Genomic DNA, 26,691 nt, shown 5'->3' with positions numbered 1-26,691 from the left:
ATACTGGAATTTACCAATTAAACCCTGAGAGATTAAAAAAAGTGGCGAGTGTATCAATCTATAATTTGTATTATATATTCAAATAATTTACTTTAAATTGTAGAAATATCGCTTTTAAGCTGATAAAAGCACTAAATATTTAACTTTAAATATAAATTTTTACTTTAGTCAGAAAAATTAGAATTTTTGTCAAAACTTCAGTTCAAAGGTTGGTAAGCTAAATTTGGGGGTTCATAATTTCTAAAATGGAGTGATATTTACTATATTCTTTTAATCCCTGTTGGGTTAAATTCCCCGTGGCTTGCCACGATTATTAGCAAATATATGATCTTAACCAAACTTTAAGTGATTTCTACTACATGTTATTTTAAATGTCAAGAAAAACCATATCTCATGGTAATATTATTATTTTCTAAGTTTTATAAAAAATGTTTAAAAATATACTAAAAATCAAGTTTTTTTTAGCCACATTATCTTTAATTATATTTGTTACCATATTAAATTTCGGCGTATTTTATATTTTTGTACCGGGTAATTTAGCTCAAACTAAGACAATAATTATCGAGCCTAAATTATCTATAAACCAAATAGTTACAAAACTTTACTCTAATAAAGTAATAAAATATCCAGAAGTTTTTAAGATAATTGCTAAAATTTACTCTATAAAAAATCCTCTTAAAAGTGGTGAATATATTTTTACGCATAATATTTCGCCTCTGCAAACTTTAAGAGTTTTAGCAAGCGGCAAGTCTGTAATACATAAAATAATAGTGCCTGAGGGTACTGTAGTTCAGGAAGTTGTAAAAAAAATTAATGAAGAAACACGCTTAGTAGGTGAGATAAAAGGAATAATCCCTGAAGGATTTCTAATGCCATCAACTTATTTTTTCTCATATGGTGATCAAAAAGAGCGAATAATCAATCAGATGAGAAATCTAATGTCTAATAACTTAGATAAAGTGATGATAAATCTCTCGCCTGATTCTCCATTAAAAACTAGACTTGATATATTAACGCTTGCTTCTATAGTAGAAAAAGAAGCGGGTTCTGATGCAGAGAAGCCTATTATTGCCGCAGTATTTCTTAATCGTTTAAAAAAGAATATGAAGCTGCAAGCTGATCCTACTACTATATATGCTTTAACGGAAGGGAAAATTAAGCTAGCAAGAGCTTTAACTAAAAAAGATTTATTACAAGAATTGCCGTATAATACTTATTATATTAAAGGATTGCCGCCAGGACCAATTGCTTGTCCCTCGTTAAAATCTCTAGAAGCAGTTGTAAAACCTGCTAAAACAGATGCATTATTTTTTGTAGTTGATGGAAAAGGTGGGCATAATTTTTCTAATAACCTTAATGATCATAATAGATTTGTTGAGATGTATAGAAAAAGCACGATTAAAACACCCGTAATAGATCCAGAGAAAACCAAAGAAAATTATGAATGATAGTGAATTTAGTAAAATAGCTAAAACAGTAATTGCACATATAGCAGACAGGATTGAAGAACAAAATCAAGATATAGATATAGACCTACAAAGCGATATATTAAGTATTGATACAACTGACGGTATATATGTAATAAATAAACAAAGTGCCGCTAAGGAAATTTGGTTATCATCTCCTGTTAGTGGACCTTACCATTTTTTCTATGAGCAAGGGAAATGGAAAAATAGAGCAGGGCTAGAGCTAATGAGTATTTTAACTGACGAGCTTGGAATTGATTTTTAAAAGGTTAGCTAGATTTACATAAACTTAAACCCTTGTCAATAACATCAGAATCTATATTTAGACAGTCAAGAATTGAATGAAAAACATAATCATGGCTAATTTCATTATTGGCATAATTTTTAATTGATGCTACTGATTCAGGATGCTTTTGCTTGAATTCATCTGACATCCAGACTAGAAAGGGTACAGTTGTTTGTTCTGCAATTAGCGGTCCGCCATGACCATAATAGCCATTTTCCCCTAATGATTCGCCATGATCAGAGACATATAATAGAAACGCTAATTTAGGATAAGGGATAGATAGAAAGCTTATAGATAAAGGGTTTAACCGCATAGCGAAAATCTAGGGAGCTTGCTCCCTAGATGGATAGCGTTATAATATAAGCGTTGGCATATTATAATTTAGTAGAATGGAATTGAGGCGTAATAGTCATCATGTTTTTAGAATAATGTATCACTTTGTGTGGATACCAAAATCAACTAAACGCAATGGATAAAATTGAAAAAGAAACAAAGCAGTTTAACCTGTTTTGAAACTCGGTCGCTTGCGGCCGAGTTCTTCATACTCTATTCTAGAAATTTAAGAATGATAACTAATATTCGCAAGGATATGAAGAATTATTTACTAGAATTAGAAGATAAAGCTATGTTACGTAAACGATCATTAATTGAATCAGTATTTAATATACCAAAAAATAGAATGAACCTAGAGCATACAAGGTATAGATCTCCTGTTAATTTCTTGGTGCATATTCTAGCTTGTGTTACTTCTTATGCTATCACTAAATCTCGTATAAAACTTGATGCTTTAGCTCCAGAACAACTGCTCTTATCCTAAATTGGCGTTAGAAATGCATTTTTGTCTTTTACTGAAGTTTTGACAAAATCCTTTCCATAAGGAGAAATGTATTCCAATTTTTTTATACTTTTTTAGTAATACTGAAGTTTTGACAAAAAATTTTTATTAAAAAAAGTGGCGAGTGTATCAATCTATAATTTGTATTATATATCAAATAATTTACTTTAAATTGTAGAAATATCGCTTTTAAGCTGATAAAAGCACTAAATATTTAACTTTAAATATAAATTTTTACTTTAGTCAGAAAAATTAGAATTTTTGTCAAAACTTCAGTAGTAATAACAAAATTTATTTATTCTATTTGGGTACATAATGTATCAAAAACTGTAGCAATTTTGTCTAATATTGCTGGTTTATACTCACTAATATTATTGGGTAATGCTAGCTTTTTATTAAATGACTGAAGTTTTGACAAAAATTCTAATTTTTCTGACTAAAGTAAAAGATAGTGGACTAATGGTATGGACCTCCTGATATAGAGAATGAAAAGCAGTTGCTAATCTTCTAGGGTTAATATTTAACATATTAAAACAACAATTAAGGAGGTCCATATGGAGGTTACTACAATTGGTATAGATATTGCAAAAAGAATTTTTCAAATTCATGGTGTAGATAAAAATGGCAAGACAGTATTAAAGAAAAAATTGATGAGAGATCAGGTTTTGACATTTATGGCTAATTTACCACAATGTTTAGTAGGGATGGAAGCTTGTGGTGGTTCTAGTTATTGGGCAAGAGAAATAACTAAATTAGGGCATGAAGTAAAACTAATGGCACCGCAATTTGTCAAACCATATGTTAAAACTAATAAAAATGATCAAGCAGATGCTGAAGCGATATGTGAAGCCGTGACAAGACCTAATATGAGATTTGTTGCAATTAAAACTATAGAGCAACAAGAAATTTTATCAATACATAGGGTAAGAGAGAGATTGGTAAAAAATCGTACAGCACTTGCTAATGAAATTAGGGGGCTACTACATGAGTTTGGTTTTATTGTTCCTCAAGGCATTAATAAGGTTATCACAAAATTAATTGAGATTTTAGATGCAGGGAAATTAAGCCAGTTAAGTTATCAAACATTTAGTGAACTAAAAGAAGAATTCTTAGATAATAACAGAAAAATAAAAGAGATAGAAAAACGATTAACAATGATAGCAAGTAACCTAACTCAATATCAACGATTAAGAGCTATACCTGGTCTTGGTTTAATTACTGCTACTGCTTTAATAGCATCAATAGGTAATGCTACAAGTTTTGAGAATGGCAGGCAATTATCGGCATGGCTAGGATTAGTGCCAAGACAACATTCAAGTGGTGGGAAGGATAAGCTGCTGGGAATTAGCAAGCGAGGTGATGTATACTTACGCACTTTATTAATTCAAGGGGCTAGAGCTGTACTAAATGCCAAGATAAGATTTACATCGGAAGAACAGAAATCTAAAAAAGATTTTAGCCAATTTACGAAATGGATGTTTAATTTATCTGAGCGAAGTAGCCATAATAAAACGACAGTTGCCATAGCTAATAAGTTGGCAAGAGTGGTGTTTGCTGTACTAAGATCAGGAGATGATTATGTAGAGAGTAAAGTTTGTAGCTAAAGAGTGTGTAGCATAGCACTTATAAGTAAAATAAATGGTGATTTATATAATGAATAGGTAAAAGCAAAACAATATGTAAGAGATTCCAACCCGAAATATGCTTGAGATAATTAATATTGATGGTAAATAAGACAAACCTTAGCTTACAAAAAAACTGCGTTTTTCAGTGGCTCTTTTAGAAGCCGATGCAGGAGTTTCGCACTTAGCAAAGTTGCGAATCAGTTAAAAGCCATCTGATATTGTTTTGAATTGATGTTTTTATAACTTCCCAAGTTTGTTGATATAAAGTAATGTTTTCATTTATCCTCCTTTTATTCATATCAAGCCAGGCAAATACTGCAAGGCAAATATGATTTCTTTGAGCTCGGCCCGTGCGTGCCTGACAGCGTTCAATACCACAAGTTTGTTTTAATTCTCGATGATAAACCTCTATAGACCAACGTGCCTTAACAATTTTCTCTATTTGCTCACGTGTGGGATTTTCCAAGTTCGTTGTTATGTAATCAATGCGACCATTCTTTGCCACAAACTTAAATACCGTAACCCAACCGTATCCACGTAGGTGAATTTTTAGCCCCTCATCGGGTATCTCTAAACTTTCCAAGCTAACATTATGATTAACTTTTCTATTTTTCCTTAGGGTGGTAACCCATAGCCAGCCTAAATTACGTATATGTTTTAAATTCTCCAACCCGCTATACCAAGCATCCATGACTATGGCATCAGGATTGAGACCTCTTTCTTTAGCTAAAGTAAGCATATCACAAAAATGCTCATTCTTTGTTTTACCATCAGTGTCTTTATCATATATTCTATAATCTATAGCTAACACGGAAATGTTTCTACCACAGATTAGGAAAAACTTAGGCATTGATCAATAATTTTACGTAAACAGTTTTTAAAGTTAGTCCAGCAATGTTTAATAGGATTTAGATCTGGTGAATATGTGAGTAAATACAAAAACTATGGTAAAAACCTTTCCGCGTTAGCTATACGGGAGTAGATTGAGCAATTTTAGTATTGTAATGTAGTAAGTTTACCATTCCTATACCAGGTATAACATCATGTACAGCTCCAGAATATTGATAACGTACAAGCTCAATCTTCTGACTGTATTGCTTTGATAATAAGGTGTCATCCCCCACTAATAAACACGGTGCTTCCCAATCTATATATTTTGACACTTCCTTATAGATTTCGCTAGGACGAAAATCCTTACTCTTTAACCATCGACTTGCACTATCGTGAGATAGATCTACTGGACTCACTTCAGATAATGCCTTGCTAGTATATCTGACACTACTTGCTTGTAAAAATGATTTATATAAGTCCTTGCTACATTTTGTTCTTGTCATTTTTATCTAAAACTATTTTTCTCTAGATTAACATACTTTTTGCTAAGTGCGAAACTCCTGCGATGGACTGATAAGTATATAGTTTGTAAGCCAGCGAATTCCATCAGGGCTGTAGAATAAATTAGGTTGATTTATCAGCTATAAGCCGGATACATGACTGCATTTGTTTGTTTTTATTATTGATGTTATTTTTTTCTTGCATTCTACAGGAGGTCCATACATGAAAAATCAAGACAAAAAAATGAGTAGTATGTTTTCCTAATTTTTCGATTATCAGGCAGCAATTTGCTGATAATTTTGCATATGGAAAGTTCTATAATTAATTAAGCCAGATATAATCAATTTTTAATCTCTCAGGGTTTAATTCCCCGAAGCTCTGCTTCGTGATATCATAAGAAACAACTAAAACTTTTTTAGATACCTCGTAGCTCTGCTGCGAGGAGCATCATTTAAATATAGATATATCATGGCTCATTTAACGATAGATGAAAGATTTAAAATATACGAAATGAATAAGAGTGGTTATAGCTCGCGATATATAGGGACAAAGATTGGCCGTGATAAAAGCACTATATGTTATGAACTCAAGAGAATGAGGCATAATTATAGACCAGATAGGGCTAACACACTTGCTTGCAGTTTAAGGCAAGGTAAGAGAAAAAGAAAATTAGATATTGATAATAATTTACGAGCAGAAATAATAAAGCAGTTAACACAGGGTATTTCACCAGATATAATTTCAGGTAGACGTAAACTATCACGAGATACTGTCAATATTTCTACAGAGAGTATATACCAGTTTATTTATACATCTCCTATAGCACAAAGGCAAAAATTATATTTATCTTTAGCAAGAAAAAGGAAAAATAGGTTGCATCATGGTACAAGAATCAGAAACAAAAGAATTACAATACCAACTCGAGTTTCCATTACTGAAAGACCAGAGATAAATAGAAAGATAGCAGCAATAGGTCATTTAGAAGGTGATTTAGTCCGTCCGCCAAAACTCTACAAGCCTTATAGATAATATGGTTTTAAGACAAGAAGTAATACAACAATCCGTAAGAAAATGATAAAATATGGTCATAAACCTTATGGATTTCAGTCAATGCCAATAGACAACATTATCAAATCGCAAGAACAAGGGAAACTGTTTGGTTATAAATTAAAAGAAGAATTAAACCCAAATAATAAGCTATATAAATTAAGAGAATTAATAAATTGGTCTAGGCTCGAAGAGTGGTTATCAAAAAATGTTTGTATTAAGAAATTTGGTAGAAATAGAAAATGTCATAGAGTGATGCTTGGCATAACGATGCTACAAGCAATGTATAATTTTTCAGATTCATTATCAGAGGAAGAGCTAAAAGAGAATATGTATTGGCAGTATTTCTGCGGGTGGGAATATATAGAAAAAGACATAGCTATCTCGGAAACTAGTATACGACGGTTTCGTAGTGTATTAGGTGAAGCTGGATATAATGAGATATTATCGGAGTTGATCAGGGTTGGGATAAAAACTAACACAATTAAAAAAAAAGATTTGGAATTAATCATCGCTGATACGACTGTACAAATTAAGAATATCAAACACCCACACGATGTTTATTTAATGGATAAAGCTAGGCTTAGCATAGTAAAGCTTTGCAACAGTTTGGGTATACATTTGAATGAAACATACGCTAGAACCTATAAACGCGATATAGTAAAGCTATGGAAATATAAAGAACATAGTAAAGCCAAGAAGCGTTGGAAAATAATGAAGCATTTAAAAATATTACTGGGTCGTTTGATTAGAGTATGTGAGCGTGAGATCAAAAATAAGCAATTAAACTTGTCTCTCAAAAATCAAGAAGTATTGCAAAAAATAAAACAAATACATAACCAATCTGTTTTAAAAAGAGAAGCTAAAAAGCAATATAAAGAAGATAACAAAGTATTATATAGTTTTCATGCCCCTGAAGTAGAGTGTATAGGAAAGGGAAAACGCAACAAGCCATATGAGTTTGGCAATAAAGTAGCGGTAGTAGTAAGTGGTCGTAGAAATTTTGTTTTATCCGCAAAATCGTTTCATAATAATCCTTATGATGGTCATACATTGCATCAGAGCTTTGAAGCAGTAGAGAGTGTCACTGGAATCAAGATAAAGAAATCATTTGTTGATCTTGGGTATAGTGGTAGCAATGTAAAGGAGAAGAGTAAGGTATATACCCCAAAAACGCGGAAGAAGTTGTTACAAGAGGACAAGTCTATGATCAAGAGACGCAGTGCCATAGAACCAATAATAGGTCACTTAAAGCAATATGGTCGGATGGGTAGAAACTTCTTGAAAGGTATGATAGGAGATATTATCAATCCAATAATCTCTGCTATTGGTTTGAATTTACGATGCATTGCAAATCATTTACAAATCGTGTCTAACTCCACATAAATCAAAAATATCATCATGCAAAAACTAGATGAACGATAAAAAATCGTTAACAATAGCTCCATATCAAAATTAGACCAACACAGAAATGTATCAGTAAAAATTAACATAACTTATTAATTTTTATTGAAAATCTTAGCAATTTGTTGTCAAAACTCTATCCCATTACAAATGATCAGGATTTGAAGTGTTTTTGGCGGATAGACGATTTAACTTTTAACAAAGGTAATCAAAGTCGTAATATAGGCGCTCTTGTGGATATCAGAACACAAAAAGTGTTTCTCACTTTAAACCGTTCAAAAAGAACACAAGATGTGATTGGTAACATGAATAAAAAACTTAAACAATTGTCGCATATAATCAAAAGCATAACGTTAGATAGTCTATCCGCCAAAAACACTTCAAATCCTGATCATTTGTAATGGGATAGAGTTTTGACAACAAATTGCTAAGATTTTCAATAAAAATTAATAAGTTATGTTAATTTTTACTGATACATTTCTGTGTTGGTCTAATTTTGATATGGAGCTATTGTTAACGATTTTTTATCGTTCATCTAGTTTTTGCATGATGATATTTTTGATTTATGTGGAGTTAGACACGATTTGTAAATGATTTGCAATGCATCGTAAATTCAAACCAATAGCAGAGATTATTGGATTGATAATATCTCCTATCATACCTTTCAAGAAGTTTCTACCCATCCGACCATATTGCTTTAAGTGACCTATTATTGGTTCTATGGCACTGCGTCTCTTGATCATAGACTTGTCCTCTTGTAACAACTTCTTCCGCGTTTTTGGGGTATATACCTTACTCTTCTCCTTTACATTGCTACCACTATACCCAAGATCAACAAATGATTTCTTTATCTTGATTCCAGTGACACTCTCTACTGCTTCAAAGCTCTGATGCAATGTATGACCATCATAAGGATTATTATGAAACGATTTTGCGGATAAAACAAAATTTCTACGACCACTTACTACTACCGCTACTTTATTGCCAAACTCATATGGCTTGTTGCGTTTTCCCTTTCCTATACACTCTACTTCAGGGGCATGAAAACTATATAATACTTTGTTATCTTCTTTATATTGCTTTTTAGCTTCTCTTTTTAAAACAGATTGGTTATGTATTTGTTTTATTTTTTGCAATACTTCTTGATTTTTGAGAGACAAGTTTAATTGCTTATTTTTGATCTCACGCTCACATACTCTAATCAAACGACCCAGTAATATTTTTAAATGCTTCATTATTTTCCAACGCTTCTTGGCTTTACTATGTTCTTTATATTTCCATAGCTTTACTATATCGCGTTTATAGGTTCTAGCGTATGTTTCATTCAAATGTATACCCAAACTGTTGCAAAGCTTTACTATGCTAAGCCTAGCTTTATCCATTAAATAAACATCGTGTGGGTGTTTGATATTCTTAATTTGTACAGTCGTATCAGCGATGATTAATTCCAAATCTTTTTTTTTAATTGTGTTAGTTTTTATCCCAACCCTGATCAACTCCGATAATATCTCATTATATCCAGCTTCACCTAATACACTACGAAACCGTCGTATACTAGTTTCCGAGATAGCTATGTCTTTTTCTATATATTCCCACCCGCAGAAATACTGCCAATACATATTCTCTTTTAGCTCTTCCTCTGATAATGAATCTGAAAAATTATACATTGCTTGTAGCATCGTTATGCCAAGCATCACTCTATGACATTTTCTATTTCTACCAAATTTCTTAATACAAACATTTTTTGATAACCACTCTTCGAGCCTAGACCAATTTATTAATTCTCTTAATTTATATAGCTTATTATTTGGGTTTAATTCTTCTTTTAATTTATAACCAAACAGTTTCCCTTGTTCTTGCGATTTGATAATGTTGTCTATTGGCATTGACTGAAATCCATAAGGTTTATGACCATATTTTATCATTTTCTTACGGATTGTTGTATTACTTCTTGTCTTAAAACCATATTATCTATAAGGCTTGTAGAGTTTTGGCGGACGGACTAGATAATGGCAAAGAATTTACCAATCATGAACAACTATTGCCAAAATCTGAACGAAAAGTATATTTTTGCAATCCTTATTCTCCATGGCAAAAACCATTGATAGAGAAGATTAACTCAATGGTGCACAGAGTATACTCTAAATCTTTAGATATAAAAAAATTAACAATAAAGCAATTACAAGAAATTGAGGATTTTTTAAATAATTTACCAAGAAAAGTGCTCGGTTATAAAACACCCAATGAGGTATGGGAAGAAAATATAAATCTGGCTTAATTAATACTGGAATTTACCTATAATTCAGATATACATTCATAGGCTTTTTATAACCAATACTTGAATGAAATCTGTGATAATTATATTTATTCAGATAATGATCAATCCCATCTTTTAACTCTTTAACATTGTTAAAATCATTAATAAAGATACAATTATATTTTAAAGTTCTAAAAAACCTTTCTATTACTATATTATCAATACTTCTACCTTTGCCATTCATTGAAATTTGGATATCATGCTCCTTGAGAATCTTTATGTGGTCATAACTGGTATATTGGCTACCTTGATCACTATTAAATATCTGTGGAGCGTTATACTTACTGAGAGCTTGTTTCAAGACATCAGTTACAAGAGATGCATCCATAGAATTTGACAGTTTATAGCTCAATATGGCCTTGCTATGCCAATCTATAATAGCTGCCATATACATAAAGCCACCATTAGTTCTAATGTAAGTAATGTCACCACTCCAAACCTCATTCACATTAGGCACATACACTTGCTTTGTTGAGCCAGATTTAGTCCAATATTGATCAAGTAAGTAGCTATAGATCTTATGCTCACTATCGTTTCGAGAAGTAGATTTTTTCTTATGTGGGTAAATAGCTTCTATACCCATCATCCTCATATATTTCAGTACTCGATCTTTACCGACAATAAAACCATCTTCTAGTAACTGTTGATGAATATAGCGATAACCAAATTCAGGATTATCTGTATATATTTCATCTATTCTATTTAAAATACTTAATTTATTTATACTCATCTCCTTGGATTTATAGTAGGCTGTAGATCGACTAATCTTTAATAGTTCACACTGTCTTGATTTTGAGAGTTGATTTAGCTTGGAGTGTACAAGACTCTTTTTATTTGATAAATCCAAGCTTTTGAGCTTTCCCACGGCCCAGTCCCTCTCAACTGTGATTCTACCAAGAGCTTTAGCAAGTTCATCATTTTGCTCTTGTAAATGATTTATTTGTTCTTGATATTCACTCAAAACTTTAGCTGGTTCAAAAGCTAATGCCGCATTACCTAAAAACTGTTTTTTCCAATTTTGAATTGTTTTAACACTTATTGCATATTTTGAAGCTAACTGACCAAGTGTCGACTCCTCTTTTATTAATTCTGGTAAATTCCAGTATTAATTAAGCCAGATTTATATTTTCTTCCCATACCTCATTGGGTGTTTTATAACCGAGCACTTTTCTTGGTAAATTATTTAAAAAATCCTCAATTTCTTGTAATTGCTTTATTGTTAATCTCTCAGGGTTTAATTCCCCGAAGCTCTGCTTCGTGATATACTACTTGAATGGAAGAAAGCAGTTATATACATAAGAGTCATAATGTCACAGTACTAATATATCATTTAGTAACGCCGGCAAAGTATAGAAGAGTAATATTCAATCAAGAACTAGATGATTATTTGTGTAAAATTTGTGAGCACATAGAAGATCGTTATGAAATTAGATTTTTAGAAATAGGAGTAGATAAAGATCACGTACATTTTTTATTACAGTCAATACCAATGTATAGCCCAACAAAAATAACTCAAATCATAAAAAGTATTACTTCTAAGAAAATGTTTGAGAAATATCCAAATCTTAAAGAAAAATTATGGGGAAGTGAGTTTTGGAGTAAGGGATATTTTATGAGCACAGTAGGTAAACATGGTGATGAGCAGAAATTACGTAATTATGTACAGAATCAAGGTTCAGGCAAACCTTCTTATAAAGCATTTCAACAAAAACAGTTAAAGCTTTTTGGATAGATACCTCGTAGCTCTGCTGCGAGGAGCATCATTTTTTTTATATCTAAAGATTTAGAGTATACTCTGTGCACCATTGAGTTAATCTTCTCTATCAATGGTTTTTGCCATGGAGAATAAGGATTGCAAAAATATACTTTTCGTTCAGATTTTGGCAATAGTTGTTCATGATTGGTAAATTCTTTGCCATTATCTAACGTTATGCTTTTGATTATATGCGACAATTGTTTAAGTTTTTTATTCATGTTACCAATCACATCTTGTGTTCTTTTTGAACGGTTTAAAGTGAGAAACACTTTTTGTGTTCTGATATCCACAAGAGCGCCTATATTACGACTTTGATTACCTTTGTTAAAAGTTAAATCACCTTCTAAATGACCTATTGCTGCTATCTTTCTATTTATCTCTGGTCTTTCAGTAATGGAAACTCGATTTGGTATTGTAATTCTTTTGTTTCTGATTCTTGTACCATGATGCAACCTATTTTTCCTTTTTCTTGCTAAAGATAAATATAATTTTTGCCTTTGTGCTATAGGAGATGTATAAATAAACTGGTATATACTCTCTGTAGAAATATTGACAGTATCTCGTGATAGTTTACGTCTACCTGAAATTATATCTGGTGAAATACCCTGTGTTAACTGCTTTATTATTTCTGCTCGTAAATTATTATCAATATCTAATTTTCTTTTTCTCTTACCTTGCCTTAAACTGCAAGCAAGTGTGTTAGCCCTATCTGGTCTATAATTATGCCTCATTCTCTTGAGTTCATAACATATAGTGCTTTTATCACGGCCAATCTTTGTCCCTATATATCGCGAGCTATAACCACTCTTATTCATTTCGTATATTTTAAATCTTTCATCTATCGTTAAATGAGCCATGATATATCTATATTTAAATGATGCTCCTCGCAGCAGAGCTACGAGGTATCTAAAAAAGTTTTAGTTGTTTCTTATGATATCACGAAGCAGAGCTTCGGGGAATTAAACCCTGAGAGATTAAAAATTGATTATATCTGGCTTAATTAATTATAGAACTTTCCCCCGTTTTTTCTGAAGCACTGAAAATTTTTACTTTATTTTTCTTCATCTTTCCTCTTAAGTTTATTGCTATTTATTCTAACTTATTGCGGAAACACACTCCTTCATTTTTTTGTCCAATTTTTTCATGTATGGACCTCCTGTAGAATGCAAGAAAAAAATAACATCAATAATAAAAACAAACAAATGCAGTCATGTATCCGGCTTATAGCTGATAAATCAACCTAATTTATTCTACAGCCCTGATGGAATTCGCTGGCTTACAAACTATATACTTATCAGTCCATCGGCTTCTAAAAGAGCCACTGAAAAACGCAGTTTTTTTGTAAGCTAAGGTTTGTCTTATTTACCATCAATATTAATTATCTCAAGCATATTTCGGGTTGGAATCTCTTACATATTGTTTTGCTTTTACCTATTCATTATATAAATCACCATTTATTTTACTTATAAGTGCTATGCTACACACTCTTTAGCTACAAACTTTACTCTCTACATAATCATCTCCTGATCTTAGTACAGCAAACACCACTCTTGCCAACTTATTAGCTATGGCAACTGTCGTTTTATTATGGCTACTTCGCTCAGATAAATTAAACATCCATTTCGTAAATTGGCTAAAATCTTTTTTAGATTTCTGTTCTTCCGATGTAAATCTTATCTTGGCATTTAGTACAGCTCTAGCCCCTTGAATTAATAAAGTGCGTAAGTATACATCACCTCGCTTGCTAATTCCCAGCAGCTTATCCTTCCCACCACTTGAATGTTGTCTTGGCACTAATCCTAGCCATGCCGATAATTGCCTGCCATTCTCAAAACTTGTAGCATTACCTATTGATGCTATTAAAGCAGTAGCAGTAATTAAACCAAGACCAGGTATAGCTCTTAATCGTTGATATTGAGTTAGGTTACTTGCTATCATTGTTAATCGTTTTTCTATCTCTTTTATTTTTCTGTTATTATCTAAGAATTCTTCTTTTAGTTCACTAAATGTTTGATAACTTAACTGGCTTAATTTCCCTGCATCTAAAATCTCAATTAATTTTGTGATAACCTTATTAATGCCTTGAGGAACAATAAAACCAAACTCATGTAGTAGCCCCCTAATTTCATTAGCAAGTGCTGTACGATTTTTTACCAATCTCTCTCTTACCCTATGTATTGATAAAATTTCTTGTTGCTCTATAGTTTTAATTGCAACAAATCTCATATTAGGTCTTGTCACGGCTTCACATATCGCTTCAGCATCTGCTTGATCATTTTTATTAGTTTTAACATATGGTTTGACAAATTGCGGTGCCATTAGTTTTACTTCATGCCCTAATTTAGTTATTTCTCTTGCCCAATAACTAGAACCACCACAAGCTTCCATCCCTACTAAACATTGTGGTAAATTAGCCATAAATGTCAAAACCTGATCTCTCATCAATTTTTTCTTTAATACTGTCTTGCCATTTTTATCTACACCATGAATTTGAAAAATTCTTTTTGCAATATCTATACCAATTGTAGTAACCTCCATATGGACCTCCTTAATTGTTGTTTTAATATGTTAAATATTAACCCTAGAAGATTAGCAACTGCTTTTCATTCTCTATATCAGGAGGTCCATACCATTAGTCCATTATACGTGTCCTATATTTACGTATTGTGCGTAATTCGCTTGGATACTTATTAATACGTAAATACTTACGTGCCGTTTTTACACTCATACCTGCTTTTGCAGCAGAAATTATCTGATTATATTTTTTGATCTTTTGCATTAAAATACCTACTTGGTTATTTGTACATGTCATCAGTAATTCTCGAATAATATTTAAATATTTAAAAATAAATTTTTATTCGATTTTACTGTCCATAGTTACTTCTTTTTTATAGGTAATTTTAATGTTCGTTGAGGGTAATTCTAATATTCGTTAGTCAATCTTCTATCCCTTGTAAATACTTACTTCCAAACCTAGATTAATCCAGAATTCAGGTATTTAGTGTGCTGAAGGGTGCTTTCGAGATCGAACATACAAGACATAGATCAATTTGGAATGCCTTTGTACATATCTTATCCGCCCTAATTGCATACTGTATGAAACCTAACAAACCTGCTATATCTCAAAATTAGCTAATCCAGAATTCAGGTTAGTAATAGAGTTTTTGGTAAAATTGCCAAAGTTGGGATGAGTAGTTATGGTTGGTTTATGGGATTTAAATTACATTTAATCATTAATCATAAAGCAGAGATTATAGCTGTTAAAATAACAAAAGCAAATAGAGCTGATTTATCTGTTCTTGAATCTATAACTCAGAAGATAACAGGTAAGGTATTTGGTGATAAAGCATATATTTGTAAAGAGTTATGGTTTAAACTCTAGGCTCTGTTTCATCAATTGTGTAAATTTCGTGAGCCATTAAATCCTACCATCAAATTTGATCATAAAATGAGCCATAGCTTCATTCCAATTGGGGATAGGCATAGACCATTTTTTGGTAATATAATCAATTGTCAGATATAAAACCTTAAATACTGCGTCATCATTTGGAAAGATGCGTTTATTCTTAGTAACTTTTCTCAATTGGCTATTCAGCGATTCTATCGCATTTGTAGTGTAAATAATCTTACGAATCTCCTTTGGATATTGCAAGAAAATTATCAAATTATCCCAATTATTATACCAAGATTTAGCTATATGCGGATATTGCTTACTCCATTTTTGATCAAATGACTCAAGAGCTAATTCTGCTTCTTTTTCAGTAGCAGAAGTATAGATTAGTTTCAAATCCGCTGCTAATTGCTTTCTATCTTTATATGATACATATTTGAGGCTATTCCTGATCTGATGGACAATACAAATTTGATGTTCAGTTTTCGGATATACTGATGCAATAGCATCAGACATACCAGTTAGATTATCACTACAAGCAATTAAGATATCTTTTACTCCTCGATTCTTCATTTCAGTAAAATTACCAAGCCAAAATTTAGCTCCTTCATTCTCACTTATCCATAAGCCTAAAATATCCTTTCTGCCAGATAAATCTATTCCTAAAGCTACATATACTGATTTATTAATAATAAGTTTATCTTGTCTTACTTGCACTACTAAACAGTCAAAATATACTATAGGGTATACTGATTCAAGAGGTCTACTCTGCCAAATCTTGACCTCATCTATTACTTCATCTGTAATCCTGCTGATTAGGCTCTCACTGATCTCAGCTCCATATAATTCTTGCAATTGTGTTTTAATATCAGACACACTCATACCCTTCGCATATAAGGATATTATCTTTTGGTCTAAGCCATCTATTCTTGTTTGTTTCTTTGAGACTATTATAGGTTCAAATTTACCTTGTCTGTCTCTTGGAACATTTAGCTCTATAGTACCATTCTCACTAATCAGATTCTTACTAAAACTACCATTCCTCGCATTCTCAGTTTCAGCTCTATCATACTTGCTATAACCTAAATGTTCTGACATCTCAGCATGCAGTGCTCGCTCTAAAATACCCTTGGTTAATCCCTGTTGGGTTAAATTCCCCGTGGCTTGCCACGATTATTTAATGGTAGAAATGATTTATTAATCCACTGCTCGCTAATTTTACAAAAATCATCGACAAAACAAAATAATGCAGTAATATCTTTCTTCATGGGGATACTCTTGTTTTTTTGCTAAAAATTATATAGAGTATCTTCTATCCCTTGTAAATACTTACTTCCAAACCTAGATTAATCCAGAATTCAGGTTATTACAGTCAATACCAATGTATAGCCCAACAAAAATAACTCAAATCATAAAAAGTATTACTTCTAAGAAAATGTTTAAGAAATATCCAAATCTTAAAGAAAAATTATGGGGCAGTGAGTTTTGGAGTAAAGGATATTTTATGAGCACAGTAGGTCAACATGGTGATGAGCAGAAATTACGTAATTATGTACAGAATCAAGGTTCAGGCAAACCTTCTTATAAAGCATTTCAACAAAAACAGTTAAAGCTTTTTGGATAGATACCTCGTAGCGCTGCTGCGAGGAGCATCATTTAGTCCATTCTGACTTAGTACTGTTTTTAAATCTACTCCGCCTTCTATCAGCAAATCTATTGCTTCATTTATTTTTTTATTCTTCTCTATTTGCATTTCTGTTACCTATATTTTTCATTACCAGGAGTTTCGCACTTAGCAAAATTGTGTATTAGTTAGAAGCCATTTAATGTTGTTCTGAATTGATGTTTTTATAACTTCCCAAGTTTGTTGATATAAAGTAATGTTTTCATTTATCCTCCTTTTGTTCATATCAAGCCAGGCCAATACAGCAAGGCAAATATGATTTCTTTGAGCTCGACCCGTGCGTGCCTGACAGCATTCAATACCACAAGTTTGTTTCAATTCTCGATGATAAACTTCTATAGACCAACGCGCCTTAACAATTTTCTCTATTTGCTCACGTGTAGGATTCTCTAAATTAGTTGTTATGTAATCAATGCGACCATTTTTTGCCACAAACTTAAATACCGTAACCCAACCGTATCCACGTAGGTGAATTTTTAGCCCTTCATCGGGAATCTCTAAAGTTTCCAAGCTAACATTACGATTAACTTTTCTATTTTTTCTTAGGTTGGTAACCCATATCCAACCTAAATTACGTATATGTTTTAAATTATCCAAACCACTATACCAAGCATCCATAACTATAGCATCAGGCTTGATACCTCTTTCTTTAGCTAAAGTAAGCATATCACAAAAATGCTCGTTCTTTGTTTTACCATCAGTTTCTTTATCATATATTCTATAATCTACAGGAGTAGATTGATCAATTTGAGTATTGTAATGCAGTAAGTTTACCATTCCTATACCAGGTATAACATCATGTACAGCCCCAGAATATTGATAATTTACAAGCTCGATCCTCTTACTGTATTGCTTTGACAATAAGGTGTCATCTCCCACTAATAAACAAGGATCTTCCAGATCAATATATTTTGACACTTTGCTATAGATTTCGCTAGGGCGAAAATCCTTACTCTTTAACCATCGACTTGCACTATCGTGCGATAGATCTAATGGACTTACTTCAGATAATGCTTTGCTAGTATATCTTACACTACTTGCTTGTAAGAATGATTTATATAAATCTTTGCTACATTTTGATCTTGTCATTTTTATCTAAAACTATTTTTCTCTAGATTAGCATATTATTTGCTAAGTGCGAAACTCCTGATTACTTCTAATATAGGCTCAACAAAAATTTACACAATCATTGCAAAAGACTCATATGTTATTCTGTTGCGTAAATAAGCTCCACCATTGTCACCCCGTGACTCGTTCACGAGGTCAGTTAAAAATACTAAATAAAATTAGTATTTTTTATTATTTTCTGGATCCCGTGGCGGGGCCACGGGATGACACTATATTACAATAATCCACTATAATATTACAAACTGCAATTAATAAGATTTTTGCAGTAATAGTTGTCCCTATTTCAAACTTTATAAAATTCACAAGCAGCATAAAAATTTAAAGTATGGGAACAAATTTTGTAATAGAACTTTTAGAGGTTCGACAATGGACGAAAAAAGAGAGTTTTTAAATTTCACCTTCTCGAACCTAAGCTTGAAGGACGGAAAAGTGCTTTACTCTATGACTTTTTCGTTCGATAAACTGCAAGAAATTTCTAGTTGTCGCATGTGGCGAGAGTGACGGGACTCGAACCCGCGACCTTCTGCGTGACAGGCAGACGCTCTAACCAACTGAGCTACACCCCCCTTTAAGGGATAACAAATTATATATAACAATTCTTTCGATCGTGCAAGAATAAAATAGTTTATTTTCATTTTTTTGGAGTATATATACAGCATATGAAATATTTAACCGCATAGCGAAAATCTAGGGAGCTTGCTCCCTAGATGGATAGCGTTATAATATAAGCGTTGGCATATTATAATTTAGTAGAATGGAATTGAGGCGTAATAGTCATCATGTTTTTAGAATAATGTATCACTTTGTGTGGATACCAAAATCAACTAAACGCAATGGATAAAATTGAAAAAGAAACAAAGCAGTTTAACCTGTTTTGAAACTCGGTCGCTTGCGGCCGAGTTCTTCATATTACATTTAATCATTAATCATAAATAGATCTATCGCACGATAGTGCAAGTCGATGGTTAAAGAGTAAGGATTTTCGCCCTAGCGAAATCTATAGCAAAGTGTCAAAATATATTGATCTGGAAGATCCTTGTTTATTAGTGGGAGATGACACCTTATTGTCAAAGCAATACAGTAAGAGGATCGAGCTTGTAAATTATCAATATTCTGGGGCTGTACATGATGTTATACCTGGTATAGGAATGGTAAACTTACTGCATTACAATACTCAAATTGATCAATCTACTCCTGTAGATTATAGAATATATGATAAAGAAACTGATGGTAAAACAAAGAACGAGCATTTTTGTGATATGCTTACTTTAGCTAAAGAAAGAGGTATCAAGCCTGATGCTATAGTTATGGATGCTTGGTATAGTGGTTTGGATAATTTAAAACATATACGTAATTTAGGTTGGATATGGGTTACCAACCTAAGAAAAAATAGAAAAGTTAATCGTAATGTTAGCTTGGAAACTTTAGAGATTCCCGATGAAGGGCTAAAAATTCACCTACGTGGATACGGTTGGGTTACGGTATTTAAGTTTGTGGCAAAAAATGGTCGCATTGATTACATAACAACTAATTTAGAGAATCCTACACGTGAGCAAATAGAGAAAATTGTTAAGGCGCGTTGGTCTATAGAAGTTTATCATCGAGAATTGAAACAAACTTGTGGTATTGAATGCTGTCAGGCACGCACGGGTCGAGCTCAAAGAAATCATATTTGCCTTGCTGTATTGGCCTGGCTTGATATGAACAAAAGGAGGATAAATGAAAACATTACTTTATATCAACAAACTTGGGAAGTTATAAAAACATCAATTCAGAACAACATTAAATGGCTTCTAACTAATACACAATTTTGCTAAGTGCGAAACTCCTGATAAAGCAGAGATTATAGCTGTTAAAATAACAAAAGCAAATAGAGCTGATTTCTCTGTTCTTGAATCTATAACTCAGAAGATAACAGGTAAGGTATTTGGTGATAAAGCATATATTTGTAAAGAGTTATGGTTTAAACTCTATTCTAGAAATTTAAGAATGATAACTAATATTCGCAAGGATATGAAGAATTATTTACTAGAATTAGAAGATAAAGCTATGTTACGTAAACGATCAGGTAAATTCCAGTATTAATTAAGCCAGATTTATATTTTCTTCCCATACCTCATTGGGTGTTTTATAACCGAGCACTTTTCTTGGTAAATTATTTAAAAAATCCTCAATTTCTTGTAATTGCTTTATTGTTAATTTTTTTATATCTAAAGATTTAGAGTATACTCTGTGCACCATTGAGTTAATCTTCTCTATCAATGGTTTTTGCCATGGAGAATAAGGATTGCAAAAATATACTTTTCGTTCAGATTTTGGCAATAGTTGTTCATGATTGGTAAATTCTTTGCCATTATCTAACGTTATGCTTTTGATTATATGCGACAATTGTTTAAGTTTTTTATTCATGTTACCAATCACATCTTGTGTTCTTTTTGAACGGTTTAAAGTGAGAAACACTTTTTGTGTTCTGATATCCACAAGAGCGCCTATATTACGACTTTGATTACCTTTGTTAAAAGTTAAATCACCTTCTAAATGACCTATTGCTGCTATCTTTCTATTTATCTCTGGTCTTTCAGTAATGGAAACTCGATTTGGTATTGTAATTCTTTTGTTTCTGATTCTTGTACCATGATGCAACCTATTTTTCCTTTTTCTTGCTAAAGATAAATATAATTTTTGCCTTTGTGCTATAGGAGATGTATAAATAAACTGGTATATACTCTCTGTAGAAATATTGACAGTATCTCGTGATAGTTTACGTCTACCTGAAATTATATCTGGTGAAATACCCTGTGTTAACTGCTTTATTATTTCTGCTCGTAAATTATTATCAATATCTAATTTTCTTTTTCTCTTACCTTGCCTTAAACTGCAAGCAAGTGTGTTAGCCCTATCTGGTCTATAATTATGCCTCATTCTCTTGAGTTCATAACATATAGTGCTTTTATCACGGCCAATCTTTGTCCCTATATATCGCGAGCTATAACCACTCTTATTCATTTCGTATATTTTAAATCTTTCATCTATCGTTAAATGAGCCATGATATATCTATATTTAAATGATGCTCCTCGTAGCTCTGCTGCGAGGAGCATCATTATACTAAAAAATAGAATGAACCTAGAGCATACAAGGCATAGATCTCCTGTTAATTTCTTGGTGCATATTCTAGCTTGTGTTACTTCTTATGCTATAGCTAACACGGAAAGGTTTTTACCATAGTTTTTGTATTTACTCACATATTCACCAGATCTAAATCCTATTAAACATTGCTGGACTAACTTTAAAAACTGTTTACGTAAAATTATTGATCAATGCCTAAGTTTTTCCTAATCTGTGGTAGAAACATTTCCGTGTTAGCTATATCACTAAATCTCGTATAAAACTTGATGCTTTAGCTCCAGAACAACTTCTCTTATCCTAAATTGGCGTTAGTACTGTGACATTATGATTCTTATGTATATAACTGCTTTCTTCCATTCAAGTAGTATATCACGAAGCAGAGCTTCGGGGAATTAAACCCTGAGAGATTAAAAAATTTACTTGTTAATTTTAGAAATATTATATATAATGCCGTTCTGATCAATTAACAAATATTAATAATTATGAAAATAAGTAAATTAAGTTTAGCCTTTGCTACATGCATTTTGTCAGTAGCAGCAAATGCGTTAAGCATAGATAATACCTCATCCAAAAAAGGATATAGTTATGTAGTAACTTATGATAAAGATATGTCTTCTATAGCAAGTAGTAATGCTGCTATGTCATTGCTCGAAGGATATCGTGCGTTAGACGATGCTATATTTGCGAATTCCGATAATATAGCTATGAATATTTTAAGCTATGTCACAAGATATACTGCTGCTTCATGGATTATGGTTGCTAATCATGAAATCGGTGGGCATGGTGCTAGGGTGAGAGAGTTTGATTTAAAAGTAACAAAGTATAAAGTTAATCCTTTCGACGGATGGACTCAATATAAGGCAAAAGATTGTGACTCTTTACAGGTTCATAAAAAAGCAGCTATAAATGTTGGAGGAATGCAAGCAAGTTATCTATTATCTGAAAATATTAAAGATAGATATATGAGCAATAATAAAATTAACCCTACTTACGGTATAGGTTATTTTATAGCAAGATTAGATCAAGCAACTTATATTTTTGACACTAATTTTAATGCAACTGATAAAAGCAATGATATTAATGCTTATACAAAATTGATGAATAGCATATATGGTAATAGTTATATTACCAAAAGCAAAATGCGTTCTTATGCTTATTTAGATTTAATTGATCCGTTTTTATTCTATTCTGCTTATTCATTTGTCATGAATACTAATCTTGATAATATTCCAATGATTAATTTAGGAAGAGTAAAATATTTACCAGCTACCAGAGCTATACTTGCTCCATATGGTTTAGAGCGTGGTTTAGTTAATCATTTTGTTATTGACGATAAATATATCCAACTTAATATTAACTACGGAAAAAATCAAAAATTTAAGTCTTATGGCGTTGGATTTAAGGCAAATAACTTAGCAAAATTTGATTTTGTTTCTTTAGGTTTAGAAGCTGCTTATTGGAATCAGCCTAAAATGTTAACTGCTACTCCTTTAAAAGAAAAATGTAAAAAAGGTGGCTTTGGAGCTGTTAATTTTGAACTTAGTTTAAATGGTACATTTAAAATAGTTGCTTCAGGTGGTTATAAAACAGCAGGATTTATAGAGGGTATGCCTTTAAAATCTTCAGCTATAGTTAGAGCGGGTCTAAAACTAGATTTATAAGCCTTAAAATAATGAGTACCAGAGATGAAAAGCGGTTTTCATCTCTGGTACAAAATGTGTAATAGTTGAGATTATATCTTACATTTAGTAAAATAAATTAAGGAAAGTTCTATAATTAATTAAGCCAGATATAATCAATTTTTAATCTCTCAGGGTTTAATTCCCCGAAGCTCTGCTTCGTGATATCATAAGAAACAACTAAAACTTTTTTAGATACCTCGTAGCTCTGCTGCGAGGAGCATCATTAAATATAGATATATCATGGCTCATTTAACGATAGATGAAAGATTTAAAATATACGAAATGAATAAGAGTGGTTATAGCTCGCGATATATAGGGACAAAGATTGGCCGTGATAAAAGCACTATATGTTATGAACTCAAGAGAGAATGAGGCATAATTATAGACCAGATAGGGCTAACACACTTGCTTGCAGTTTAAGGCAAGGTAAGAGAAAAAGAAAATTAGATATTGATAATAATTTACGAGCAGAAATAATAAAGCAGTTAACACAGGGTATTTCACCAGATATAATTTCAGGTAGACGTAAACTATCACGAGATACTGTCAATATTTCTACAGAGAGTATATACCAGTTTATTTATACATCTCCTATAGCACAAAGGCAAAAATTATATTTATCTTTAGCAAGAAAAAGGAAAAATAGGTTGCATCATGGTACAAGAATCAGAAACAAAAGAATTACAATACCAAATCGAGTTTCCATTACTGAAAGACCAGAGATAAATAGAAAGATAGCAGCAATAGGTCATTTAGAAGGTGATTTAACTTTTAACAAAGGTAATCAAAGTCGTAATATAGGCGCTCTTGTGGATATCAGAACACAAAAAGTGTTTCTCACTTTAAACCGTTCAAAAAGAACACAAGATGTGATTGGTAACATGAATAAAAAACTTAAACAATTGTCGCATATAATCAAAAGCATAACGTTAGATAATGGCAAAGAATTTACCAATCATGAACAACTATTGCCAAAATCTGAACGAAAAGTATATTTTTGCAATCCTTATTCTCCATGGCAAAAACCATTGATAGAGAAGATTAACTCAATGGTGCACAGAGTATACTCTAAATCTTTAGATATAAAAAAATTAACAATAAAGCAATTACAAGAAATTGAGGATTTTTTAAATAATTTACCAAGAAAAGTGCTCGGTTATAAAACACCCAATGAGGTATGGGAAGAAAATATAAATCTGGCTTAATTAATACTGGAATTTACCTATAATCTACGGGAGTAGATTGAGCAATTTTAGTATTGTAATGTAGTAAGTTTACCATTCCTATACCAGGTATAACATCATGTACAGCTCCAGAATATTGATAACGTACAAGCTCAATCTTCTGACTGTATTGCTTTGATAATAAGGTGTCATCCCCCACTAATAAACACGGTGCTTCCCAATCTATATATTTTGACACTTCCTTATAGATTTCGCTAGGACGAAAATCCTTACTCTTTAACCATCGACTTGCACTATCGTGAGATAGATCTACTGGACTCACTTCAGATAATGCCTTGCTAGTATATCTGACACTACTTGCTTGTAAAAATGATTTATATAAGTCCTTGCTACATTTTGTTCTTGTCATTTTTATCTAAAACTATTTTTCTCTAGATTAACATACTTTTTGCTAAGTGCGAAACTCCTGATTGAGACACAGCATCCAGGGTATCTAGGATGCCAAGATACATATTATGTAGGCAACTTTAAGGGTATAGGTAAGGTTTATTCTCAGGTATTTATTGATAGCTACAGCAGAGTAGCTGATGTTAAACTATATACTGATAAAACAGCTTTAACTGCTGCTGATATGCTTAATGACCGAGTGTTACCATGGTATGAGACTCAAGGGATACCAATACTTCGTATTCTTACAGATCGTGGGTCAGAATATAAGGGGAATATAGAGCATCATGCTTTTGAATTATTTCTAAGTATCGAAGGTATAGAGCATACTACACTAAAGCATATTCTCCTCAAACAAACGGTATGTGTGAGCGTTTTAATAAAACAATGAAACAAGAATTCTTTGATACAGCTATGCGGAAAAAGATTTATACAAATCTTGATGACCTACAATTAGATCTTGATATCTGGCTAGAGTATTTCAATAATGAAAGACCTCATTCTGGTAAATATTGTTATGGTAAAACTCCTATGCAAACTTTTAAGGATAGTAAGAAATTAGCTGTTGAAAAGAATAATGAAATCTTGTACCTTGAATATGTATCTGACAGTCAAAATTTAACTGACAATCAGGTACGAAATTTATAGTGTCTGTAAGATCAAATCTTGACTTCTACATTAGTACTGTGACATTATGACTCTTATGTATATAACTGCTTTCTTCCATTCAAGTAGTATATCACGAAGCAGAGCTTCGGGGAACTAAACAACCCTCAGCTATAAGCTGAGGGGTTATAAAGTGGCATCGATTAGAAATCGATCATCATTTACTGGCTCACCTTCTTGTTCATCAATATACTGCTGTATCATTTCGTCAGTAATATTACCTGAACTCACCGCCATATATCCTCTAGCCCAAAAATGATTACCCCAAAATTGTTTCCTTAAATGAGCAAATTCTTGCAATAATATTCTTGAGCTACTCCCTTTTAGATATTGTACAAGCTTACTTAAAGCCACTTGAGGACGGTATGAAATAAATATATGAATGATCACAAGATACTTTACCTGAAATTATATATGCTTCATGTTCCATGCAAATTTGCCTTAATAAATCCCTGACTCTCTCAGCTACTTTTCCTACCAATGCTCTTTTTCTATACTTTGGTATCCATATAATATGTACTTTTAAATCATACTGGCTATGACTATTTTTTCTATAACTTCTCATATCTTTTTATCAATTCGTTGCTAAAGCAACTTCATTATATCTTCCCTTCGCCTGAAGGCGAGGGATTTTTTATCCCCGTAGGGGGACATTAAACCCTGAGAGATTAAACATATAGTTCTTTTTATTGTTAAATAAATATTGCTTATATATATGAACTAGTGTATTCTGCCTTTTTGAGGGATACAATATTGGAATTAAAAAAAGGTGGGTTGTCCCGCCTTTTTTTGTTATAAAATTGATAATGCAAACTATTGAACAACAAATAACAGATTTGATACAAGAAACCTTAAGTGATATGGGGTTTGAGTTAGTGCTTGTGCGTGTTAAAGGTCTAAGCTCTAAAGTAGTTGAGATATTAATAGACAAGCTTGATGATCAAAAAGTAACGGTAGAAGATTGCACTAAAGCAAGCAATACTATTTCGGCTATTCTAGATGTTGAAGATTTGATAGAAGAGGCATATTACTTGGAGGTTTCGTCAAGTGGTGTTGAACGTCCATTAGTAAAATTTGAAAATTATAAAAGATTTATAGGACGAGAAGTTAAAGTTAAGCTTAAAGAGTTGTTAAATGGTAGAAGTCGTTATCAAGGTACGATAATTGAGGCTAAAGACGACAAAGTATATTTAAAATGGGAAAACCAAGAAGTAATAATTAATTATGATTTAATTAAAAGTGCTAACCTAGTTTTAACAGAAGAAATGTTTAAAAAATTATTAGGTTCTGAGAATAAAAGTAATACAAGGTAAT

The 26,691-nt window shown here is 32.2% G+C and carries 19 protein-coding genes, 1 tRNA gene and 15 pseudogenes; 19 read left to right on the top strand and 16 right to left on the bottom strand.

Annotated features, from left to right (window positions below; genetic code table 11):
• Positions 1–428 precede the first annotated feature (428 nt).
• Positions 429–1,448: an endolytic transglycosylase MltG gene (gene mltG, locus AAHI98_RS03750; RefSeq protein WP_342225088.1), complete on the top strand. Its 1,020-nt coding sequence runs from the start codon at positions 429–431 to the stop codon at positions 1,446–1,448.
• The gene (gene cyaY / locus AAHI98_RS03745; protein WP_342225087.1) at positions 1,441–1,731 is read left to right on the top strand and encodes an iron donor protein CyaY; all 291 of its coding nucleotides are present in this window, start codon (positions 1,441–1,443) and stop codon (positions 1,729–1,731) included. The genes mltG and cyaY overlap by 8 nt, the downstream gene beginning before the upstream one ends.
• A 4-nt stretch (positions 1,732–1,735) precedes the next feature.
• On the opposite strand, the pseudogene AAHI98_RS03740 reads toward cyaY, so the two are convergent.
• A pseudogene (locus AAHI98_RS03740) lies at positions 1,736–2,017 on the bottom strand (sulfatase-like hydrolase/transferase); the annotation flags it as partial.
• Between the two features lie 213 nt (positions 2,018–2,230).
• On the opposite strand from AAHI98_RS03740, the gene AAHI98_RS03735 reads away from it, so the two are divergent.
• Together AAHI98_RS03735 and AAHI98_RS03730 are read left to right on the top strand one after the other, a co-directional pair.
• Positions 2,231–2,569 carry a transposase gene (locus tag AAHI98_RS03735; protein ID WP_342225086.1) on the top strand — a complete coding sequence of 113 codons (339 nt, stop codon included), beginning with the start codon at positions 2,231–2,233 and terminating at the stop codon, positions 2,567–2,569.
• 572 nt (positions 2,570–3,141) lie between these two features.
• On the top strand, positions 3,142–4,191 hold the full coding sequence (locus AAHI98_RS03730; protein ID WP_342224642.1) for an IS110 family RNA-guided transposase: 1,050 nt from the start codon (positions 3,142–3,144) through the stop codon (positions 4,189–4,191).
• A gap of 202 nt (positions 4,192–4,393) precedes the next feature.
• Here AAHI98_RS03730 and AAHI98_RS03725 read toward each other — a convergent pair.
• Together AAHI98_RS03725 and AAHI98_RS03720 are read right to left on the bottom strand one after the other, a co-directional pair.
• Positions 4,394–5,011, bottom strand: a pseudogene (locus AAHI98_RS03725) (transposase); the annotation flags it as partial.
• Positions 5,012–5,183: 172 nt separating this feature from the next.
• Positions 5,184–5,546, bottom strand: a pseudogene (locus AAHI98_RS03720) (IS701 family transposase); the annotation flags it as partial.
• A 466-nt stretch (positions 5,547–6,012) separates the two neighbouring features.
• Here AAHI98_RS03720 and AAHI98_RS03715 point away from each other — a divergent pair.
• The 3 genes and pseudogenes from AAHI98_RS03715 to AAHI98_RS03705 all read left to right on the top strand — a co-directional run.
• Positions 6,013–6,537 (top strand): annotated as a pseudogene (locus tag AAHI98_RS03715) (IS30 family transposase); the annotation flags it as partial.
• Positions 6,538–6,615: 78 nt separating this feature from the next.
• Positions 6,616–7,977: an IS5 family transposase gene (locus AAHI98_RS03710; RefSeq protein ID WP_342224717.1), complete on the top strand. Its 1,362-nt coding sequence runs from the start codon at positions 6,616–6,618 to the stop codon at positions 7,975–7,977.
• Between the two features lie 179 nt (positions 7,978–8,156).
• Entirely contained in the window at positions 8,157–8,396 is a 240-nt protein-coding gene (locus tag AAHI98_RS03705; RefSeq protein ID WP_342225082.1) for a hypothetical protein, read from the top strand.
• A gap of 162 nt (positions 8,397–8,558) precedes the next feature.
• Here the strand turns inward: AAHI98_RS03705 and AAHI98_RS03700 are convergent, their stop codons facing one another.
• Positions 8,559–9,920, bottom strand: a complete 1,362-nt coding sequence (locus AAHI98_RS03700) for an IS5 family transposase (protein ID WP_342224717.1) — start codon at positions 9,918–9,920, stop codon at positions 8,559–8,561.
• Positions 9,921–9,997: 77 nt separating this feature from the next.
• Here AAHI98_RS03700 and AAHI98_RS03695 point away from each other — a divergent pair.
• Positions 9,998–10,273 (top strand): annotated as a pseudogene (locus AAHI98_RS03695) (transposase); the annotation flags it as partial.
• A 13-nt stretch (positions 10,274–10,286) separates the two neighbouring features.
• Here the strand turns inward: AAHI98_RS03695 and AAHI98_RS03690 are convergent.
• Positions 10,287–11,396, bottom strand: coding sequence for an IS3 family transposase (locus tag AAHI98_RS03690; RefSeq protein ID WP_342225364.1), 1,110 nt, complete (start codon positions 11,394–11,396; stop codon positions 10,287–10,289).
• 189 nt (positions 11,397–11,585) lie between these two features.
• On the opposite strand from AAHI98_RS03690, the gene tnpA (AAHI98_RS03685) reads away from it, so the two are divergent.
• On the top strand, positions 11,586–12,044 hold the full coding sequence (tnpA, locus tag AAHI98_RS03685) for an IS200/IS605 family transposase (protein ID WP_342224823.1): 459 nt from the start codon (positions 11,586–11,588) through the stop codon (positions 12,042–12,044).
• On the opposite strand, the gene AAHI98_RS03680 is transcribed toward tnpA (AAHI98_RS03685), so the two are convergent.
• The 3 genes from AAHI98_RS03680 to AAHI98_RS03670 form a co-directional block, all read right to left on the bottom strand.
• On the bottom strand, positions 12,014–12,925 hold the full coding sequence (locus AAHI98_RS03680; protein ID WP_342225080.1) for an IS30 family transposase: 912 nt from the start codon (positions 12,923–12,925) through the stop codon (positions 12,014–12,016). The genes tnpA (AAHI98_RS03685) and AAHI98_RS03680 overlap by 31 nt on opposite strands.
• A 631-nt stretch (positions 12,926–13,556) precedes the next feature.
• A complete protein-coding gene (locus AAHI98_RS03675) occupies positions 13,557–14,606 on the bottom strand; it encodes an IS110 family RNA-guided transposase (RefSeq protein WP_342224642.1) in 1,050 nt (349 codons plus the stop codon).
• Positions 14,607–14,700: 94 nt separating this feature from the next.
• Positions 14,701–14,880, bottom strand: a complete 180-nt coding sequence (locus tag AAHI98_RS03670; protein ID WP_342225079.1) for a hypothetical protein — start codon at positions 14,878–14,880, stop codon at positions 14,701–14,703.
• A gap of 182 nt (positions 14,881–15,062) precedes the next feature.
• Between AAHI98_RS03670 and AAHI98_RS03665 the strand changes: the two are divergent.
• Both AAHI98_RS03665 and AAHI98_RS03660 read left to right on the top strand, forming a co-directional pair.
• Positions 15,063–15,200, top strand: a pseudogene (locus AAHI98_RS03665) (IS982 family transposase); the annotation flags it as partial.
• A 19-nt stretch (positions 15,201–15,219) separates the two neighbouring features.
• Positions 15,220–15,447: pseudogene (locus AAHI98_RS03660) on the top strand (transposase); the annotation flags it as partial.
• A 39-nt stretch (positions 15,448–15,486) separates the two neighbouring features.
• Here AAHI98_RS03660 and AAHI98_RS03655 read toward each other — a convergent pair.
• Together AAHI98_RS03655 and AAHI98_RS18470 are read right to left on the bottom strand one after the other, a co-directional pair.
• A pseudogene (locus AAHI98_RS03655) lies at positions 15,487–16,596 on the bottom strand (IS256 family transposase); the annotation flags it as partial.
• A 20-nt stretch (positions 16,597–16,616) separates the two neighbouring features.
• Positions 16,617–16,727 (bottom strand): annotated as a pseudogene (locus AAHI98_RS18470) (IS982 family transposase); the annotation flags it as partial.
• A gap of 77 nt (positions 16,728–16,804) precedes the next feature.
• Here AAHI98_RS18470 and tnpA (AAHI98_RS03650) point away from each other — a divergent pair.
• Positions 16,805–17,083 carry an IS200/IS605 family transposase gene (gene tnpA / locus AAHI98_RS03650; RefSeq protein WP_342225362.1) on the top strand — a complete coding sequence of 93 codons (279 nt, stop codon included), beginning with the start codon at positions 16,805–16,807 and terminating at the stop codon, positions 17,081–17,083.
• Here tnpA (AAHI98_RS03650) and AAHI98_RS03645 read toward each other — a convergent pair.
• From AAHI98_RS03645 to AAHI98_RS03635, 3 genes are all read right to left on the bottom strand, one after another.
• Entirely contained in the window at positions 17,066–17,212 is a 147-nt protein-coding gene (locus AAHI98_RS03645; RefSeq protein WP_342225077.1) for a hypothetical protein, read from the bottom strand. The two genes, tnpA (AAHI98_RS03650) and AAHI98_RS03645, sit on opposite strands and share 18 nt — an antisense overlap.
• Positions 17,213–17,251: 39 nt before the next feature.
• Positions 17,252–18,232, bottom strand: coding sequence for an IS701 family transposase (locus tag AAHI98_RS03640; protein ID WP_342224656.1), 981 nt, complete (start codon positions 18,230–18,232; stop codon positions 17,252–17,254).
• A gap of 528 nt (positions 18,233–18,760) precedes the next feature.
• Positions 18,761–18,837, bottom strand: a tRNA-Asp gene (locus tag AAHI98_RS03635).
• A gap of 366 nt (positions 18,838–19,203) precedes the next feature.
• Here AAHI98_RS03635 and AAHI98_RS03630 point away from each other — a divergent pair.
• Positions 19,204–20,088 (top strand): annotated as a pseudogene (locus AAHI98_RS03630) (IS701 family transposase); the annotation flags it as partial.
• Positions 20,072–20,356, top strand: coding sequence for a transposase (locus tag AAHI98_RS18095; RefSeq protein ID WP_410526207.1), 285 nt, complete (start codon positions 20,072–20,074; stop codon positions 20,354–20,356). The pseudogene AAHI98_RS03630 and the gene AAHI98_RS18095, both read left to right, overlap by 17 nt.
• Here AAHI98_RS18095 and AAHI98_RS03625 read toward each other — a convergent pair whose 3' ends face one another.
• Positions 20,357–21,319 carry an IS30 family transposase gene (locus AAHI98_RS03625; RefSeq protein ID WP_342224646.1) on the bottom strand — a complete coding sequence of 321 codons (963 nt, stop codon included), beginning with the start codon at positions 21,317–21,319 and terminating at the stop codon, positions 20,357–20,359. It lies immediately after the preceding gene.
• Positions 21,320–21,377: 58 nt separating this feature from the next.
• On the opposite strand from AAHI98_RS03625, the pseudogene AAHI98_RS18465 reads away from it, so the two are divergent.
• From AAHI98_RS18465 to AAHI98_RS03610, 3 genes and pseudogenes are all read left to right on the top strand, one after another.
• Positions 21,378–21,497: pseudogene (locus tag AAHI98_RS18465) on the top strand (IS982 family transposase); the annotation flags it as partial.
• A gap of 383 nt (positions 21,498–21,880) precedes the next feature.
• Complete coding sequence (locus tag AAHI98_RS03620) at positions 21,881–23,059, top strand: hypothetical protein (protein ID WP_342225075.1); 1,179 nt, start codon at positions 21,881–21,883, stop codon at positions 23,057–23,059.
• A 261-nt stretch (positions 23,060–23,320) separates the two neighbouring features.
• A pseudogene (locus AAHI98_RS03610) lies at positions 23,321–24,285 on the top strand (IS30 family transposase).
• Between the two features lie 16 nt (positions 24,286–24,301).
• Here AAHI98_RS03610 and AAHI98_RS03605 read toward each other — a convergent pair.
• Positions 24,302–24,673 (bottom strand): annotated as a pseudogene (locus AAHI98_RS03605) (IS701 family transposase); the annotation flags it as partial.
• A 60-nt stretch (positions 24,674–24,733) separates the two neighbouring features.
• On the opposite strand from AAHI98_RS03605, the pseudogene AAHI98_RS03600 reads away from it, so the two are divergent.
• A pseudogene (locus AAHI98_RS03600) lies at positions 24,734–25,359 on the top strand (integrase core domain-containing protein); the annotation flags it as partial.
• A 144-nt stretch (positions 25,360–25,503) separates the two neighbouring features.
• On the opposite strand, the pseudogene tnpA (AAHI98_RS03595) reads toward AAHI98_RS03600, so the two are convergent.
• Positions 25,504–25,942 (bottom strand): annotated as a pseudogene (gene tnpA / locus AAHI98_RS03595) (IS200/IS605 family transposase).
• Positions 25,943–26,183: 241 nt separating this feature from the next.
• On the opposite strand from tnpA (AAHI98_RS03595), the gene rimP reads away from it, so the two are divergent.
• The gene (gene rimP / locus AAHI98_RS03590) at positions 26,184–26,690 is read left to right on the top strand and encodes a ribosome maturation factor RimP (RefSeq protein ID WP_342225071.1); all 507 of its coding nucleotides are present in this window, start codon (positions 26,184–26,186) and stop codon (positions 26,688–26,690) included.
• The last annotated feature ends 1 nt before the right edge of the window (position 26,691 follow it).

It is taken from the genome of Rickettsia endosymbiont of Urophora cardui (assembly GCF_964030725.1).
GTDB lineage: Bacteria > Pseudomonadota > Alphaproteobacteria > Rickettsiales > Rickettsiaceae > Rickettsia.
The sequence above is the reverse complement of the archived record's forward strand: the minus strand, read 5'-3'. Positions and strand labels throughout refer to the sequence as shown.

Bases quoted from the DNA above. Each gene is read 5' to 3' on its own strand.
- mltG (WP_342225088.1), top strand. From the start codon at position 429: ATGTTTAAAAATATACTAAAAATCAAGTTTTTTTTAGCCACATTATCT.
- cyaY (WP_342225087.1), top strand. From the start codon at position 1,441: ATGAATGATAGTGAATTTAGTAAAATAGCTAAAACAGTAATTGCACAT.
- AAHI98_RS03730 (WP_342224642.1), top strand. From the start codon at position 3,142: ATGGAGGTTACTACAATTGGTATAGATATTGCAAAAAGAATTTTTCAA.
- AAHI98_RS03710 (WP_342224717.1), top strand. From the start codon at position 6,616: ATGATAAAATATGGTCATAAACCTTATGGATTTCAGTCAATGCCAATA.
- AAHI98_RS03700 (WP_342224717.1), bottom strand. From the start codon at position 9,920: ATGATAAAATATGGTCATAAACCTTATGGATTTCAGTCAATGCCAATA.
- tnpA (WP_342224823.1), top strand. From the start codon at position 11,586: ATGGAAGAAAGCAGTTATATACATAAGAGTCATAATGTCACAGTACTA.
- AAHI98_RS03680 (WP_342225080.1), bottom strand. From the start codon at position 12,925: ATGGCTCATTTAACGATAGATGAAAGATTTAAAATATACGAAATGAAT.
- AAHI98_RS03675 (WP_342224642.1), bottom strand. From the start codon at position 14,606: ATGGAGGTTACTACAATTGGTATAGATATTGCAAAAAGAATTTTTCAA.
- AAHI98_RS03670 (WP_342225079.1), bottom strand. From the start codon at position 14,880: ATGACATGTACAAATAACCAAGTAGGTATTTTAATGCAAAAGATCAAA.
- AAHI98_RS03645 (WP_342225077.1), bottom strand. From the start codon at position 17,212: ATGCAAATAGAGAAGAATAAAAAAATAAATGAAGCAATAGATTTGCTG.
- AAHI98_RS03640 (WP_342224656.1), bottom strand. From the start codon at position 18,232: ATGACAAGATCAAAATGTAGCAAAGATTTATATAAATCATTCTTACAA.
- AAHI98_RS03625 (WP_342224646.1), bottom strand. From the start codon at position 21,319: ATGGCTCATTTAACGATAGATGAAAGATTTAAAATATACGAAATGAAT.
- AAHI98_RS03620 (WP_342225075.1), top strand. From the start codon at position 21,881: ATGAAAATAAGTAAATTAAGTTTAGCCTTTGCTACATGCATTTTGTCA.
- rimP (WP_342225071.1), top strand. From the start codon at position 26,184: ATGCAAACTATTGAACAACAAATAACAGATTTGATACAAGAAACCTTA.